Here is a 17341-nt window from a genome sequence, read left to right on the forward strand (position 1 = left end):
TCCGAATGATAAATTAAATCTGTGGTGATTCAACTTTTAAATTTTTACCATTTTATTTACCATGGATTAACGAGGGAGTGTCAGTAAAAAGTTATCGGCAATTTCGAAAAGGCAGTCAGTTGGATCTTCCCCACGTTCCTTCATATGAAGCATTTCACATACTTTTTCATCGTTTATTATGAGCATAAGTTTACCTTGTTCTCGCATAGCTCTTTGAGTCATAGCTATTGCATGTGCCTCTGCTCCTGTCCTTGTCATAATAATTGCCATACGCCTGAGTCCTTTTTCCAAAAGATATTTTTCCGTGGTGAGTATCTGGCCTTGCTTTATTTTCCCTGCATAGTTTTTAAACTCAAAAAGAACATAACGGCTATCAAGGTGTTCAATAACAAACTTCCAAAATTCAGTAGTGGGTCTAATACGACATACATAATCATAACGGTTCAGACCGTCATCGGTTCTTTTTTGTGAATGCCAGCCATGGAGGTCATTAGGAAAAAGATACCTAAGGATTTCCTCACATTTTTTTTCATATTGATGCCAAGATGCTTTCCCTTTTTTTATACTCTGTAGTTCAAGGCAAAGTTCTGTGCCTTGATTTTTATGTCTTTCAATTCGGTTACTCTTATGAAGAGCCTTATCCCTAATGATAAAGTTACTCTCTTTACGAGAAAGGTGCGTTGTTAGAGCTTCATTTAGATTGACTTCTAATAGTGCATCCAATGACTCCGCTAGTTCAGGATGAGAACTGCACCAAATTCTTAAGTCAGCCTGGTCTACAAAAGTAATACTAAATTTATTTTCAAGAACCTCTCGCAACTCAGGTGTGAGAAAGCAAGAAACGACTAACATCCCTTTGTTTACACCTGCAGCTATGCCATTACTCGAAATGCGAGTTGCAGCTGCATCAATAAGTGAAGGCTGAGCTCGCGCTGTACGGTAGAACTTAACTTCAATAGCCCATCTTTCTTGTCCAAAATCAGCAAGCAGATCAAATCCATTGTCCCCTCTGCAACTATTTCTTTTTATCTGAAAGTTGTTTACTTTCAGAATGCGACAAACGAGCTCTTCGAATAACTGCCATGTTGGTTTTAATTTGTTCATTTTTAATAACTTCATCTAGATATCAGGGATTAATATAAACATATACCTTAATATTTATTAATGTTTCATATGGAGCTGTATTGTAAATGCAAAAAAAAATATCCTTATCATAAGCTTTCCTAATTTGCAATGCAGCACTACACCCTATTTATTATTACATGATTTATCAAGCCAAAAAAGCTAAGCAAGGCATTAATCATTCCCTCACCATTTCCTCCGGCATATCTTGAAACCCCACCCATTTTATAGAAAACCATCATTCTGTTTGGGTAAACTTATCGTATTAACATTATTGATTTTTAGCAATAACAGAGTCTAATTTGTTAGTGCCGAGATCACATTATTATTTGCTCATAACTATAAAATGTCTGCTCTTGGCACAGAGCAGACGTTAACACCTACAGCATCGGGAAGCTTCTGAATGCCGCGTCAGCGGCATGGAGGTGCCAGATGAGGTTACATGTGTCTGTGGAGTCACATGGCGCCGAAAGCCCGGTGTAGCCGGTTACCGAGCTATAAATTCGGTCCCCCTGCCCTGGTTAGCCTTAACCCACTAACAGCAATAAAGAAGTTAAGGTAATCCCTTTAACCCCGGTGAGCTGGCTTTACGGCGTTTACGACGTAAAGGACGTGATTTTCAGGGCCTTAACCAAGGTAGCTTGCTGCTGACGCTTAGGGGGATGTTCTTCAGATATTTCAGTGACACCAGGCAACTTAACACGGTAGCTGAAAAGCTCAGCGCCGGATATCCTGCCGCCCGGCCAGCGAAAGCCGGCGGCAGGTATACCATTCAAGAGCGCATCTTACCCTTTGGCGAAATTCGCCTGGATCCGCTGCTGCAGATAATCCTCGGCGCTGATGGGCGGGTACTTTCTCTGCGGCCCGAGGATCTCGACATCTTTATTGGCCTGGCAGAAAAACGCCAGGCTGTAGCGCGGCCCCTGATATTCGTGGGGCAGCGGATTTTTCACCCGGTGGAAGTTAGACGGCAGCTGGTCGTCGCTCCAGCGCATCAGCATATCGCCGATATTGCAGGTGATCACCTCCTCCCGCGGTTCAATGCTGGTCCACTGCTGGCTTTCGCGGTCTTTACCGGGACAAACCTGCAGGCCGCCCTGGCCGGGGCGCTGGAACAGCAGCGTCAGACAGTCAAAATCGGTGTGCGCGCCGGCCCGCCACATCCCCTGCTGCGACTGCTCGGTCGCATAGTAATGCAGCATGCGCAAGGTGCTCTGGTAGGTGTCTCGCTGCGGATCGTGCGCGGTGGTGAAAAACGATTCCGGAAAACCGAGCTTCAAAGCAAAGCAGGAGAGGATCTTCATCCCCAGCTGCCAGCACTGCGATTCAAACCCGAGCATCGTCTGCTTGAATGCTGGCAACTCCCGATCGCTGGGCCAGCGCCCGGCCATCAGCGGCCGGGTGATCTGATACGACTCTTTTTGATCCGGCGTGCGGGTCGATGGCCGAACCTGCGCTTTGCTTTCCCAGCCGGCGTTGCCGGCCAGCGGATACTGGCGCTTCACCTCGTCGGGCAGGTCGAAAAACGCCTCGGTCATGCTGAACGCCTGGCGGATATCCGCCAGCGGAATACCGTGGTGGCTGACCTGGAAGAAGCCAATCTCCACCGCCGCCTCCCACAGTTGTTCGGCAATGTCATTTTTTCTTTCGGCAAAGTTCGACAGGTCGATACAACGCACTTCGCGGGCGAAGGTCTCTTCGCCCTGGGCGCCCATCAGCGCCTCTTTTTCCAGTTCCTGTAAGGCGTAGCGTTGATTCTGAGTGGTTGCGTTCATCGTCATTATCCTGTTATCAGTTAAACAGCGGCGCGCTGTTGGAGGGTACGGACGGCCGCCAGCGCGTCGTGGCGCATCGCGTCAAGGTCGAGACCGGGAATGGCGTCGTCTTCCACGATGGGGCGGCCATTGAGCAGCAGCGCCTTCAGCGCGGCGCGCCCACCGCAGGCCACCGGCCCAATGGCCATATCATGCAGGCCGAAGTAGCGCGGATCGTCCAGCCGGTAAATAGCGAGGTCCGCCTTCATCCCAACCTGCAGGGTGCCGGTCTGCGCTAAGCCAAGGATCTGCGCGCCGCCGGCGCTGCCCCAGCGCACCACATCCTCCACCGTGGCCGCATCGGCCCCACCCTCGAAGGTGCCCCCGGCGTAGCGCGGCTGCGCCAGCATCCCCTTGCGCGCGCGTTGCAGCAGCCATGCGGCATGGGCTTCGCTTTGCATATCCGCCGCTTCATTCGAGGCAGCGCCGTCCACCCCCAGCGAGACCGGGACCCCGGCCTGCTCCAGCGCCAGCAGATCGGCGATACCGCTGCCCAGCCGGCCGTTGCTTTGCGGGCAGTGGGCGATGCCGGTTCCGGTGCGGCCCAGCAGGGCAATCTCCTCCGGCAGCAGCTTCACCAGATGGGCAAACCACACGTCATTTCCCAGCCAGTCGTGCTCCGCGCAGAACTGCACCGGCGTCATGGCGAATTTCTGCCGCGCGGCGTCGAGATAATCGACGGTTTCCGATAAATGGCTGTGCAACCGGATCCCCAGCTGGCGGGCCAGCTTCGCCATCTCCCGCAGCTGGGCGCCCGGCGCGGAGTGCAGGACGGTAGTGGGCGCCATCACCACCCGGCGCAGAGAATCGGGCCGGGGGTCGTGATAGCGGCTGACCAGCCGTTCGATATCCGCCATATAGCCGTCGAAGGTTTCCGGACGCAGCGCCACAGGCAGATCCTGTTCCACCGCCCGACCCTGGGTCGCCCCACCCCGGCACAGAACGATGCGCATCCCCAGCGCTTCCCCTTCGCTGAAGACAATCTCCGAGGTATCGAAAGGCATATCCGGCCAGTACAGGTAGTTGTGATCCGCCACGCTGGCGCAGCCCGAGCGCAGAAGCTCCACCAGGCCGATGCGCACCGCCAGACGAAAGGTATGTTCATCGAAAGCCGCGCGAAAGCGGTACGGCGTGGCGCTCAGCCAGGCCGTCAGGCTCTGGTTCAGCCCCTGCGGCTCGCCCTTCAGCAGCGACTGAAAAAGATGGTGGTGCGTGTTCACCCATGCCGGATAGATCACGCAGTCGCGGGCATCGATCTGTCGCTCTTCCGGCAGCGGCGTCAGGCTGCCGATGGCGGCAATCTTGCCGTCGCGGATGCGAATATCCGGCCCGGCCAGCCGCGCCGCCTCTCCGGGCAGACCGCTGAGGATGGCATGGGCATTTTTAATCATTAATGACATGGCGTCGCTCCTCAGGGTTTAACCTGCATGGCCTGAACAAATTCGGTGGTGTAGGCCTGTTTCCAGTCGGTGGCCGCCGCCAGCAGACCGGCGCTGACCATAAAGTCGCGGGTCTTCTGCCAGCGCGCGTCGGTCATCGTCCCCCAGCCCTGGCTGGCGGCATCCCCGCCGTCGATCAGATGATGCTCACGGATCTGGGTCACGCCCCAGGCGAGCAGATCGTCGGTCATTTTCGGGTTGTCCTGCTTAATCAACGCATTTCCCGGCGCCGGATTGTTGAGGTAACTCACCCAACCCTCCATTGAGGCGCGCACAAATTTCGCCATCGCCGCTTTCCGCTCGGCGATGGTATCCGGGCGGGCGATAAGGATGCCGCCGTAGGGGGGATAGCCGTGTTCGGAAAAGAGGAAGAAGTTCGCCTTCACCCCGGCCTTCTGCACCTGGAACACCTCGGAGCTGACATAGGCCTGCTGGGCGACAGCGTCATCGACGACAAAGGGTTGAATATTGAAGGTATAGGGGCGAACCTGAGCGTCGCTCAGCTGATATTGCGCCTTCAGCCACGGCCACCACGTCGCCTGACCGGAGCTGGAGACCAGAAGCGTTTTGTCTTTCAGCCCCTGCAGGGAGGTGACATCGGCATGGGTCAGCAGCCCCTGGGGATCGTACTGAAAGGGCGCGGCAATGGCTTGCGCCTGGAAGCCGCGCTGAATGCCTTCCAGCAGTTGCAGATCGTAGCCGATGATCACATCGGCCCGCTTCGACAACAGCAACTGCATGCCGTTGACCTGGGGTCCGCCGGAGCGGATCTCGACGTCGAGACCATATTTTTTGTACAGCCCAGTGGCCTGGGCCTGATAATAACCCCCCTGCTCAGCCTGAGCGTACCAGGAGGTCAGCAGAACGATTTTCTCCTCGGCCTGAACGGCCAGCGAGACACCGCCGAGAGCCATCAGGCCCAGCCAGCGAAAGCCCCGGGGAAGGCGTGCACGACTTTTCATTATCCCTCTCCTCTTCATGCCGGGAGAGGGGCGAGCAAACCACGGCTCAGCCTCCCATCCCGGTCAACATTGAACCGCGACATGGTGACTGAGCAATGTCCCGTATGGATAACCCGTACTGACCGCTTCTACTCACACTCAGCTATACAAAAACAATGCCAGATTTGATTGTCCCGCGAGCAGCCGCGATAAATCGCCTGCGCCGCCGCCCACGGGCATGCAACCTTTGATTCATGCACACAAAAAACGCACCATTATGGTGCACTAATGAATGATTTTAGTGCCTGCCCGGTCTCACAGCTGACTGAAGAGCATCTCCAGCTGGTTCAACATCATCGAGGCGGCGAGGGAAAGCTGGCGGGCGGGCGAGACGCACAGCGCCAGCGTGAAAGGCTTAAGCTGCGGATCGGTTAGCGGTACAAACGCCAGCTGGCCGGACTCGATCTCATCGAGAATATCCAGCCGGCACAGGATGCCGATGCCCATCTGCTCTTTGATCAGGGTGCGGATCATGTGAATGTTATTCGACACCGCCACCTCCTTCACCTCGTTGCCGCTGATATTCACCAGCGCCTCCACCGGCTCGCTGATCATCAACGGGGCGGACGGCAGGATAAACGGGTAGTCGATGCACTGACTAAAGCGCACGGCGCTGCGGCTGGCCAGCGGATGGCCGGTCGGCACCACGATACCCATATTCATCTCGGCAAACGCCCGCACCTGCAGTTCGCGGGAGGTCTGGGGATTGAGCATGATGCCGAAATCCGCCTCGCCGGAGATCAACGCCTGCTGAATGTGGATATTGTTGATGGTGGTCAATGTAAAAGAGATGTTGGGATAATGTTTATGCACCTCTTTGAGCATCGTCGAAAAAAAATGCCGGTTAATGGCATCGATGGTAGCGATGCGCACATGCCCCCGCCGCAACCCGCGCAGGTCATCCAGCTGCTCGCAGACCCGGGTAAAGTCCTTTTTCCAGTTATTGGCCGCGTGCAGGAGCAGCTCCCCGGCGGCGGTCAGCCGCAGCCCGGTGGGATGGCGCTCGAAGAGCGGCATCGCCAGCTCCTGTTCCACGCGCAAAATCTGACGGTCGATGGAAGACGCCGACACATGCAACGCCTCTGACGCTTTACGAAACGATCCCTGACGGGCCACTTCGGTGAAATAGAGCAGAAATCGGGAGAAGGCAAACATAGTTTGGGTGCTCTCTTTTTTGCAACGGGTTGTGCGAATCAAAGCTCTGGACGCAACAGTTTTATCACAATACCGTAGCATTCATAGCGGAGAAACGATCGTTTCACCCATTTTCTTGCACGCCGGACAGTTTACCGCGAAGAGGAGTTATCTCTTCGCCGACCCTGGCCGCCCTGCAGACAGCGGAATGAGGGAGAGTAAACGGTAATGCACAGCCACGATCTTATTTCGGTCTCGGTCGGGGAAATACGCCCCAATGGAGAGGGAAATCTATCATTAATATTGCAGGCGGCGGCTGGGGAAATATTACCGGTCTACTCTGCCGGGGCGCATATCGATATTATTATTCCCGGCGTTGGCCCCCGGCAGTATTCCCTGTGCGGCACGCCTGACCGCAGTAATACTTATGAAATTTGCGTCAGGCTGACTGACACCTCCACCGGCGGCTCACGCTATTTGCACCAGCAGGTGAAATCCGGCGATCGGCTCGCCATTTCGCCTCCGCGCAACCATTTTCCCCTGCCGGAGGCCGGGCGCTACCTGCTGTTTGCCGGCGGTATCGGCATCACGCCTTTGCTGGCGATGGCTGAAGCGATTGCCGCCAGAAAGGGGGCGCTGGAGCTGCATTATTATGTCGCCAGCTCGCGCCAGACGGCCTTCTCCCCGCGCCTGACCCAGCTGGCTGCGGGCGGCACGGTGGCGATCAACTGTAGCGAGGAAGGCGCGTCGTTTCGCCAGCGGATCCCCGCCTGCTTAACCACACCCGATCCTGATACCGCAGTGGTCGCCTGCGGCCCGGAGGGTTTTATTCAGCGACTGCAGTCGGTCATGGAGGAATATCGCTGGTCGCCGTCGCAATTCGTCTTCGAGCGTTTTACTCCCGCGGCGGAAAATAATACTGCGGCGAAAAATGCGTTTTATATTGAACTGGCCTCCAGCGGGCTGCGCCTGCAGGTCGCCGCGGATCAAACCATTGCTCAGGTATTACAGCACGCCGGCGTGGAAGTGATGCTCTCCTGCGAACAGGGAATGTGCGGGTCGTGTATTACCGGGGTCCTCGACGGGATCCCCGAACACCGGGACAGCGTGCTGACGGCGGAAGAGAAAGCTGGCAACGACCAGATCACGCTCTGCTGTTCGCGGGCGAAATCGCCGGTTCTGGTTTTGGATCTGTGAGGAGACTGACGATGACCTTCCCCTCCTCTTCCGCACCGCTCGCCGGTATCAGCCGCGCCCGACTCCCGGCCTGGGCGCTGCCCGACGGCTGGCCGACGCAGGCCAACGGTGAACCGCAGCTGGCGGACCTGGCCTTTCGCGATGGACGGATCGCCGCATTGACCCCGACCGACCAGCCGGCTCCCGGCCTGTGGGACCTGGCGGGGGCGTTGACGCTCCCCGGCCTGGTGGAACCCCATGCCCATCTGGACAAAACCTTTACCATTGAACGCTGCCGTCCGGCGCAGGCCGGGCTGCTGGCGGCGATCCACGCCATGCACGAGGATCGCCAGCACTGGACCAGGGCGGATATTCAACGTCGGGCGTCCGCCGCGCTGGCCCGGGCGGCAGCAAATGGTGTGACCTATTTGCGTAGCCATATCGACTGGTTTACCGCCGACGCACCGGACGCCTGGCAGGAGATCGCCCGCCTCGATACCGTCGGCATCACCCTGGAGCGGGTGGCGCTGGTCCCGCTGACCCTGTTTCGCGATCCGGCGGACGCCGGGGCCATTGCCCGAACGGTCGCCACCAGCGGGGAGGGCTGCCTGCTGGGCGGCTTCATCCACTCCTCCAACTGGGACGCCGCCGCCATGGCAAACCTGCTGGATAGCGCGGCCCGCTGGGATCTGGATCTGGATTTGCATATTGATGAGGAGCTCAGCGAGGTGTCTCAGGGGCTGACCTGGCTGGCGGACCATCTCTCCCGCCACCCTTTTCCCGGGCATATCTGCTGCAGCCACGGCTGCGCGCTGGCCGCCGGCAGCGACGAACAGGCGGTGCCGATCCTGCGCCAGCTGGCGGTGCACGGCGTCACGCTTATCGCTCTGCCGATGACCAACCTGCTGCTGCAGGATGCGACGTTCGGCCGCACGCCGCGCCAGCGGGGGATCACCCTGCTGCACGAGGCGCAGGCCGCCGGCGTGGCCACCCTGCTCGGCTGCGACAACGTACAGGATGCCTTCTGCCCGGCGGGGAGCTATGACCCGCTGGACACCCTGGCCTGCGGCCTGTTCAGCGCCCAGCTCAGCGACCTGTTCGACCGGCAGTCGCGGCTGATCTGCGATCGCGCGGCGCTAACCGGTTCGCCGGCAGACGCGGCGCCCTTTGCCATCGGCGCGGCGGCCAGCGTGGTGATTTTCCCGGGTAGCGACCGTTTTACCTGGCCTTTAAACAGCGCCGCCCGTCTGGTGGTTAACCACGGCAGGTTAACCCACCGGCGCGTGTGGCAAGAGGAGATGGCACATGAGTCTTGAAGCAGGCGCGGGGGCGCCGCTGGCGCGGTATGCCGCCTGGCGCAGAGCCGGCGATTTTATCTTTCTCTCCGGCATTATTCCGGTCAATCCCCTGACCGGCACCATCGTCAACGGCTTTCAGGATGTGCCTGAGCCGGTGCGGGAGCTGCTGGGGGCGACCGGCGAATTTTCAACCGATGCGAAACAGGGCCCGATCCTCGCCCAGAGCTGGTACGTCCTGGAAAGCATCCGCCACACCGTGGCGTCCGCAGGAGGGCAGATGAGCGACGTTATCAAGCTGGTGCAGTACTTTCGCAACCTTGACCATTTTCCCTATTACAGCCGGGTCAGAAAGCTGTTTTATCCCGACCAGCCGCCCGTTTCCACCGTGGTCCAGGTCAGCGAAATGCTGCCCGACGCCACGGTATTGATTGAAGTTGAAGCGACCGTCTGGTTACCCCAGCCAATTCACTCCGAGGCACCGCGATGATTAACGGTTACATTCCTGCAGCGCGCTTTCTCCCTTTCCTGAGCTGGACGGACGTGGCCGCCCTGCCGGATAAAAGCAATACGGTTATCGTCCTCCCCACCGGGGCGATCGAACAGCACGGCCCGCATCTGCCCTGCTCGGTGGACAGCGTGATATCTTCCGGCGTGGCGGGCCATGCCCTCGCCCGGCTGCCGGCGGCGATCCCGGCCTACGCCATCCCGCCGATCGTCTACGGTAAGTCCGAGGAGCATCTGCATTTTCCCGGCACCCTGACCCTCAGCGGCGATACGCTGCTGCATACCCTGCTGGAGATCGCCGAATCCCTCTATCGGGCCGGTTTTCGCAAGCTGCTGATGATCAACGGCCACGGCGGCCAGCCGCAGATCCTGCAAATCGCCTGCCGGGAAATGCGCCTGCGCCACGGGGATTTCATCGCCATCCCGCACGATGTGTTCAACGTACCCAACTGCGAAAAACAGTTTCTCAGCCCGCATGAACAGCGGATGGCGATGCACGCCGGACATAGCGAAACGGCGCTGATGCTGGCGCTGGCCCCGGAGTGCGTTCATATGGAGCGGGCGGTCGCCAACTTCCCGCCGGAATTCCCCTGCCCGACCCTGTCGAAAGGCCGCCCGGCGGCGGCGTGGGCGTCCTATGACTTTGGCCCCAGCGGGGTGATTGGCGACCCGACCCCGGCGACGCGGGAGCAAGGCGAAGGGCTTCTCGACTCCCTCGCCGCCAGCTGGGCGCAAGCGATCATCGAGATCCACCGCATGGCCTGGGTCGAACGTCACGAACCGACCTGGGGCAAACAGCACTGGCACGGCTTTGTGCAGTCCCTACCCCCCTCTTTCGCTGCTGAATCCAAGGAGCCATGATGAATACCAGACCGACGCTCGTTTTTACCCTGCTGACCGTGGCCGCCCTCGCGACCTCAGCCTCCTGCTTCGCGGCGGAGAAGTTTACGTTTCTCACCAACTGGTATGCCCAGGCCGAGCACGGCGGGTTTTACCAGGCCCAGGCCACCGGGCTGTATCAGCACGCCGGTCTCGATGTCGAGATTAAAATGGGCGGCCCGCAGATCAACGTCATGCAGTTGATGGCTGCCGGTCAGGCCGATTGTACCCTTGGCGACAACGGTCAGGCGCTGGAGACCTGGCAGGCCGGGGTGCATGCGGTGACCGTCGCTACCGTGTTCCAGCACTCGCCGACGGTGTTTATCACTCATAACAAAGTGGAGAACCCGGCGGAGCTTAAAGACAAAACCTTCCTGCTCGCTACCGAGGCCTATACCTCTTTCTGGCCGTGGGCGAAGAGCGAGCTGGGTCTGGCTGGCAGCAAAGTGCGCCCCTATACCTTTAACGTTCAGCCGTTCCTCGCCGATAAAAACCTGGTGCAGCAGGGCTACGTGACCTCCGAGCCGTTCTCCGTCGCCAAAGGCGGGCAGCCGTTCTATGTCTATCCGCTCAGCGACTGGGGATATCCGCCCTACGGCAACTCGATTATCTGTATGGCCGACACCATCCGCAAACGTCCGGCGGCGGTGGCAGCCTTCGTCAAAGCCTCCATGGAGGGCTGGAAAAGCTACCTGCAGGATCCCACCCCCGGCAACAGTCTGATCGCTAAAGCAAATCCGCAAATGAGCGCCGAGCAGATCGCCTTTGGTATTGCCCAGATGAAGCAGTACCAGCTGGTGACCGGCGGCGATGCCAAGACCGGCGGCATCGGCATCATCACCGAGCCGCGGCTGAAGAAAACCTGGGACATGCTGGTGAAAAACAAGCTGATCGACGCCAGCAAGGTGCCGTTTGAGCAGACTTACACCCTGGAGATGGTCAAAGACGCCGGAGTGATGCCATGAATACCGCCCCGAAACTGACCGTGATGAGCGACACCCGCTTTACGCCCGCCTCTGCCACCCCGGCCATCGAGGTGCTGTCGGCGGAGAAGATCTACAGCAACGGTACCCGGGCGCTGCTGCCCGTTAACCTGACCATCAATCAGGGGGAGTTTATTACCCTGCTCGGCCCGTCCGGCTGCGGGAAGAGTACGCTGCTGAAGATGGTCGCCGGCCTGGTGGAGCCCAGCGACGGCAAGCTGATGCTGTGGCGGCGCGATAGCCGGGAGAAAGCCCAGCATCCGCTCTCGTTCGTCTTCCAGGAAGCCACCCTGATGCCGTGGAGCAGCGTGCGCAATAACGTCAGGCTGCCGCTGGATCTGGCCGGCGTGCCGCGCGCGGAAGGTAATACCCGGGTGAGTGAAGTCCTTGAACTGGTGGGGCTGGGCAAATTCGCCGACGTCCTGCCGCGCGAACTCTCCGGCGGCATGCAAATGCGCGTCTCCATCGCCCGCGGCCTGGTCACCCGGCCAAAGCTGCTGCTGATGGATGAGCCCTTCGGCGCGCTCGATGAAATTACGCGTAACAAACTCGACAGCGACCTGTTGCGTCTCTGGCAGGAGCAGAACCTGACGGTGGTGTTCGTCACCCACTCGATCCACGAAGCGGTGTTTCTCTCACAGCGGGTGATCATGATGGCGGCCCGTCCCGGACGGGTGGTCGAAGATATCGCCATCCGGGAGCCGTTCCCGCGCAGCGAGGCGTTCCGCGTCAGTCCGGCCTTTTCCCTGTATGCCCGTCAGCTGCAGGACAGTCTGTTGCAGGCCAGCCAGTCCGGTATGGAGTCATAATATGAAAAACACAACCTCAACGCCGTGGGTCCAGCATCCGCGTTTTCTCAAAATTCTCTATCCGACCCTCGTCGCGGTGGCGGTGGTGCTCCTGTGGCAGGGCGCGGTGAGCTATTTTCGCATCCCGGCCTTTCTGGTGCCGTCGCCGCTGGTGATGCTGGAAAGCCTGTGGACGCATCTCACGCCGCTGCTGCTGGCGCTGCTGTTCACCCTCAAGATCACCCTGATCTCGTTTCTGCTGTCGATTGTCATTGGCGCCGCGGTGGCGTTTATCCTGGTGCAGAACCGCTTTGTGGAAACCGCCCTGTTTCCCTACATCGTGTTTTTGCAGGTGACGCCGATTGTCGCCATCGCCCCACTGATCATCATCTGGGTGAAGGATGCCACGCTCTCGCTGGTGGTATGCGCCACCCTGATGGCGGTGTTTCCCATCATCTCCAATACCACTCAGGGACTGCGCAGCGTCTCCCCCGGCCTGCTGAGCTATTTTCGCCTCAATCACGCCAGCCGCTGGCAAACGCTGGTGCGGCTGCGTATCCCCTCGGCGCTGCCCTATTTCTTCGGCGCGCTGCGTATTTCCAGTGGGCTGTCGCTGATTGGCGCGGTGGTGGCGGAGTTTGTCGCCGGGACCGGCGGGACCAATACCGGTCTGGCCTATCAGATCCTGCAGGCTGGCTACCAGCTGGATATCCCGCTGATGTTTGCCGCGCTGCTGCTGATCTCTCTCGCCGGGATCGCGCTGTTTGGCGTGATGTCCTGGGTTTCGCGCCGGGCGCTCAGCGCCTGGCATGAAAGCGAAGCCGTGCAATCTCATTAATATTTTGCTGACGAACAGGAAGAAAAATGATGACTGATGAGCAGCGTCAACACGCGGTCGCGGCGATCCAGCAGGCACTCCCAACGCTGGAGTGGACCTTACAGCCGGCGAAGATCAAACGGCTTTCCCGCGATTTTCACTGGTTCAGTCCGGTACTCACTGAGCAACTGGCGGGGAAACAGGCGGACGCGGTGGTTCGCCCACGCGACGAAGAGGAGCTGCGCCAGCTGGTCGCCGCATGCGCGCAGCACCAGCTGCCGCTGACGCTGCGCGGCAGCGCCACCGGCAACTATGGCCAACTGGTCCCCCTCGAAGGCGGGCTGCTGGTCGATATGACCGGACTCAACCAGATCGTCGCCCTCGGCAACGGCACGGTGCGCGCCCAGGCCGGCATTCGTCTGGCAGACATCGAAACCGCCGCCCGCCCAACGGGATGGGAGCTGCGCTGCATGCCGTCGACCTACCGACTGGCGAGCCTGGGCGGCCTCTACGGCGGCGGGTTCGGCGGCATCGGCTCCATCAACTATGGGCCGCTGGCGGCGCCCGGCAATGTGCTCAGCGTCAAAGTGATGACCGTCGAGCCGGTCCCCCGCGTGCTGACCGTCCCGGCTCCCGAAGCGCTGCTGCTGCATCACGCCTACGGCACCAACGGCATCATTCTGGAGGTTGAGCTGGCGCTGGCGCCCGTGCACCAGTGGATAGAGCGCCTGGACGTGTTTGACGATTTCGCTGATGCGCTGAACTATGCCAACGCCTGCGTCCGCTCGCCGGGGCTGGTAAAACGTCAGGTCGCGCTGCTGGCCACGCCGATTGCCGATTATTTTAGCCACCTCAACGATCGTTATCGCACCGGGCAGCATGCGGTTATCAGCCTGATCGCCGAGGAGAGCGAAGGACTCTGCGCCAGCCTGTTACAGCGCCATCGCGGGAGCAACGCCATCCGTCAGGCCAGCGACGAGGCCCGGACGCAAAACGCCTCGTTAATGGAATACTGCTGGAACCATACCACCCTGCATGCGCTCAAGGTGGACAATACGCTGACTTATCTCCAGACGGCGTTTGATCCGCTGCGCTATCCGCAGCAAATTTTACAGATGGAGCAGCACTTCGCCGGGGAGGTGATTTCCCATATTGAATTCCTGCGTGATATCGAGGGCAATCTCACCGCCAGCGGTCTGCAGCTGGTGCGCTATACCACGCCCGCGCGGCTCAACGCCATCATGCAGATATTTCGCGACAACGACGTCAAAATTAACAACCCCCACGTGCTGCAGGTTGAGGACGGCAAACAGGGCGTGATTCGCCCCGACGTCGTGGCGGTGAAACAGTCTCTCGACCCGGCGGGATTGCTTAACCCCGGCAAGCTGCGCGGCTGGGCGCTGCGCGACCAGCTGGAGCTGGACAGCAACCCGCTGGCACTGGCCACCCGCGAAACCCCCACGACCTGATCTCCCCATTCCGGGGCGCGCTAACCGGTCGCTGGCCCGCTTCTCTTCCTCCTGCCCGCGCGGCGAGTTTTTTTACGCCACTCATTCATATGAATGAGTGGCGTCTCTGTTTCCTCCGTTATACTCATCAAAAAAGCGACGATAAATTTATTATCGTGGGTTAATTCCGCGGATAGATATGCTTGTTCTGACCATTATTTTTTATCGGGCTCACTAAAAATCACTGGTGAATATGATGAAGAAAATCACACACAGCGCAGTCATTTTTTTATTTGCATTACCTCCACCACTATTTTTATTGGTGGAAAATGTTTTTCATCATGATTAATAAAAAACAAATAAACATGAAAAACTTATAAATTACAGCTCAGTCATGACGTATTCAAAGGCATTATGTCTTTTGCACATAATGAACTTTTATAGTCATTAATAGTGTTTATGTTTGGCGATTAGAGAATACAGGAAAAATGTAGCCACCACCGTTATTTTTTACTCATATTGATCTCGCGACAACAAGCATTGGCATCCCGCCCATCAATTAATCTGGCTTGCGATAACGGAGGTGAATGATAACTAAAACCTATAGCATTGAAAAACATAATCATTATTTGCGTTAATTCAGGATGCCTCATTATGACGTCCTGCCAATAACGGCCCCACATCGATGAGGTGACTATGGCTAATCAATCAGAAATAAACTGGGCAAGGATTTGTAAACTCCCACTGCAAATTGTGATGATGGGTATATCGATATTTATCGTTGCCAAGCTTTTTACTTATCTCGGTTTACACCCCATTTCCTGGCCCTCGAAAGAGACTGGCAGCGGGTTCAAGGCCTTTATTGCCCTCATCGTTTTCTTAGTCGGCACTGGTATGGTGTCTTTTCTCTGGTGGCTATCTTCTCGCTATTTTAGGCTGCTGGGGTGCGCCGGGGAAAATATCGATAAGGTGGCGCAACTCAAAGACCTGCCCATGGGGCTGCCTGAAGGCACAGTCCGGGCCGTTTTAGCGCTGATCGTGGCCGTTGTAGGCCTGCCTCTGTTGCTATTCAGTTCTCAACTGAGCGCCTCCCCGGAGATTGCCGGGTATCTCAATGGCATTATTACCGGCGTTTTTGGCTATTACTTTGGCACCAGGGCGGCAGCTTCAACGGCTACGACAAATAATATCGTCGCCAGTGCACAGCAAGCGGCGCAAGAGCAAACCAGGCAAGCGGAAAGAGCGCAAAATGATGCCGACCAGAAAATGGAGCTTGCCGAAAAAATACAAAGTACGGCGGATGTCGATTCTCTGCTCGACAAAACGCAACGGCAGTTAGCCTTAGCGAAGGCATTACTGGCAATGCTCCCACAGACTAACTCATTACCTACTGGACTGGGAGATGTTCTACCCGGAGACCTGAACAATACTATTACTCGCGCAGAGAGCATTATTAATGCCTTGCGTAATCTCAGCAAGAAAGATGTCACGCCCGATCAACTAGACGAACTCAATCAAGTCGTCAATATCCTGACCGGCGCCACTTCACCATTGAGTGTCCTTTTAAGCAAAGCGGCACCCTTAGTGGCACCGGCCATGCCGGCATTAGGCCCCATCGCGGGGATCGTGATGCTGCTGGGTGTCGGCGCTAAACTGGGTTCCGATCAGTTCAAGCGCTGGCGCGCTCGCGTACTGGCAGCCCCGCTGGCCCAAGGGCTGGTTGAAAGCGGGACACTCACCCTCCCCCTGACCCGTGCCGCCCTGGAGAACGCCCCAGCAGCCATCCCCTTTTTTGCCGCACGGCCACCGGCAGAGGTGGATAGCGTCCTGGCGAATGTGCTGGCAGCCGACGATCCTGTGTCTGTGCTCAATGAGGCCTATGGGCCCAACGGAAACGTCGCTGCTGACATCGTCCATGACGGCGAGGAAGCCACATCTATCGTTACCGCACTGCAGCAATCTCTCCTCGCACTCTATGGCAAGGGTGACATTACGGAAGAGATCGCCAGCAAAGTGCGCGCAAGCCTGACATCCCCGGCGTCTCAAGCCTTGTGCGCCGCCAGCGCAGCGTTGAACAATTTGAGTGCTACGGACATCAATCAACTTATCAATCTGGTCTCTGGTGTTTCAAGCATGGTCGCCAATCCCGCAGACAGCAGGGCTGCATTCGACCTGCTGATCATGCTTGTCGATGCTGCACGCCGGGCGAACGTCGACTTTGTCCAGGCCATTGCGGATCTCAAGTTATGAAGCTGATGCAACGTTACATCAACCTGGCCAGCTTGCTATGCCTGCTGACTGCCTGTGCCACCATGCAACTGGCCCACATGAAACAGTTGCAAAACAACGGGCAGTACGACGCAATCATTGCGGAAACACCAGCGACGTCCTGCAACGATCCCTCTCAGAGTAGCGAAGTCTGTCGGCAGTTCTACGCAATTCGGGGCCATGCCTACCTCAAACTCGCGATGAATGAGTCTCAGGCGGGGGCTCGCTGTCCAATGCCGACCCCATCGGCCCGGGCCAATATGGACAATGCGGTAAACGATTATGCGCTTGCATCTTCTGCCGCCGCCAGAGGCAGCGAAGATGAGACACATCTGATAGAAAACCAGGTCCTTGCTTTGACCTGCTCAGCCCCCTTTAAGCAACCCACTGAGGCGGTGGCAATGACACGTGAAGCCGTGGCAAAACTGGACCAGTTACCGCCGAATCCATCCCACGCGCTTACCACCAGTAATGCATTCCTCAGTCTGGCTCAGCGTACCGACCTGCCTCAGGCCGAGCGCTGCCAGGCAGCTCGTGATGCCCGAATACGCGCCCTGGGCGGTCTGAAGGGGCAACCGCCAGCCACGGGCGAGATAGCAATACGTCTCCAGCAGACCGTCAATGCCGCTGCCATCGGTGGCCCAGGTCTTCCCTCCACCTGTGTATAAGG

General features: G+C 58.0%; 15 protein-coding genes. 10 read left to right on the top strand and 5 right to left on the bottom strand.

Annotated elements, in window-relative coordinates:
- Nucleotides 1-66: 66 nt before the first annotated feature.
- The 5 genes from SPE70_RS14765 to SPE70_RS14785 form a co-directional block, all read right to left on the bottom strand.
- Nucleotides 67-1119 carry a restriction endonuclease gene (locus SPE70_RS14765; RefSeq protein WP_064170301.1) on the bottom strand — a complete coding sequence of 351 codons (1053 nt, stop codon included), beginning with the start codon at nt 1117-1119 and terminating at the stop codon, nt 67-69.
- A gap of 788 nt (nt 1120-1907) precedes the next feature.
- Nucleotides 1908-2897, bottom strand: a complete 990-nt coding sequence (locus SPE70_RS14770) for an isopenicillin N synthase family dioxygenase (protein ID WP_023340290.1) — start codon at nt 2895-2897, stop codon at nt 1908-1910.
- A gap of 20 nt (nt 2898-2917) precedes the next feature.
- Complete coding sequence (locus SPE70_RS14775; protein ID WP_064170302.1) at nt 2918-4336, bottom strand: amidohydrolase family protein; 1419 nt, start codon at nt 4334-4336, stop codon at nt 2918-2920.
- 11 nt (nt 4337-4347) lie between these two features.
- On the bottom strand, nt 4348-5337 hold the full coding sequence (locus SPE70_RS14780) for an ABC transporter substrate-binding protein (RefSeq protein ID WP_042947495.1): 990 nt from the start codon (nt 5335-5337) through the stop codon (nt 4348-4350).
- 294 nt (nt 5338-5631) lie between these two features.
- Nucleotides 5632-6531, bottom strand: a complete 900-nt coding sequence (locus tag SPE70_RS14785) for a LysR family transcriptional regulator (RefSeq protein WP_004202952.1) — start codon at nt 6529-6531, stop codon at nt 5632-5634.
- Nucleotides 6532-6738: 207 nt separating this feature from the next.
- Here SPE70_RS14785 and SPE70_RS14790 point away from each other — a divergent pair, with 207 nt between their 5' ends.
- From SPE70_RS14790 to SPE70_RS14835, 10 genes are all read left to right on the top strand, one after another.
- On the top strand, nt 6739-7707 hold the full coding sequence (locus tag SPE70_RS14790; RefSeq protein ID WP_064170303.1) for a PDR/VanB family oxidoreductase: 969 nt from the start codon (nt 6739-6741) through the stop codon (nt 7705-7707).
- 11 nt (nt 7708-7718) lie between these two features.
- Nucleotides 7719-9002 (top strand): amidohydrolase family protein, encoded by a 1284-nt coding sequence (locus SPE70_RS14795; RefSeq protein WP_064170304.1) that lies wholly within the window; start codon nt 7719-7721, stop codon nt 9000-9002.
- Complete coding sequence (locus SPE70_RS14800; protein WP_008804570.1) at nt 8992-9471, top strand: RidA family protein; 480 nt, start codon at nt 8992-8994, stop codon at nt 9469-9471. Before SPE70_RS14795 ends, SPE70_RS14800 begins: the two co-directional genes overlap by 11 nt.
- Entirely contained in the window at nt 9468-10349 is an 882-nt protein-coding gene (locus SPE70_RS14805; protein ID WP_016161231.1) for a creatininase family protein, read from the top strand. The genes SPE70_RS14800 and SPE70_RS14805 overlap by 4 nt, the downstream gene beginning before the upstream one ends.
- A complete protein-coding gene (locus SPE70_RS14810; RefSeq protein ID WP_016161232.1) occupies nt 10349-11332 on the top strand; it encodes an ABC transporter substrate-binding protein in 984 nt (327 codons plus the stop codon). The genes SPE70_RS14805 and SPE70_RS14810 overlap by 1 nt, the downstream gene beginning before the upstream one ends.
- Entirely contained in the window at nt 11329-12159 is an 831-nt protein-coding gene (locus SPE70_RS14815) for an ABC transporter ATP-binding protein (RefSeq protein ID WP_004175785.1), read from the top strand. Before SPE70_RS14810 ends, SPE70_RS14815 begins: the two co-directional genes overlap by 4 nt.
- A 1-nt stretch (nt 12160) precedes the next feature.
- Nucleotides 12161-12976: an ABC transporter permease gene (locus SPE70_RS14820; RefSeq protein ID WP_004175779.1), complete on the top strand. Its 816-nt coding sequence runs from the start codon at nt 12161-12163 to the stop codon at nt 12974-12976.
- 26 nt (nt 12977-13002) lie between these two features.
- Nucleotides 13003-14424, top strand: a complete 1422-nt coding sequence (locus SPE70_RS14825; protein ID WP_032733161.1) for an FAD-binding oxidoreductase — start codon at nt 13003-13005, stop codon at nt 14422-14424.
- Nucleotides 14425-15099: 675 nt separating this feature from the next.
- Nucleotides 15100-16653 carry a hypothetical protein gene (locus SPE70_RS14830; protein WP_064170305.1) on the top strand — a complete coding sequence of 518 codons (1554 nt, stop codon included), beginning with the start codon at nt 15100-15102 and terminating at the stop codon, nt 16651-16653.
- The gene (locus SPE70_RS14835; RefSeq protein ID WP_063105507.1) at nt 16650-17339 is read left to right on the top strand and encodes a hypothetical protein; all 690 of its coding nucleotides are present in this window, start codon (nt 16650-16652) and stop codon (nt 17337-17339) included. Before SPE70_RS14830 ends, SPE70_RS14835 begins: the two co-directional genes overlap by 4 nt.
- Nucleotides 17340-17341: the final 2 nt, after the last annotated feature.

The sequence above is a fragment of the Klebsiella sp. ZJOU C1 genome (assembly GCF_035620215.1).
Lineage (GTDB): Bacteria > Pseudomonadota > Gammaproteobacteria > Enterobacterales > Enterobacteriaceae > Klebsiella > Klebsiella variicola.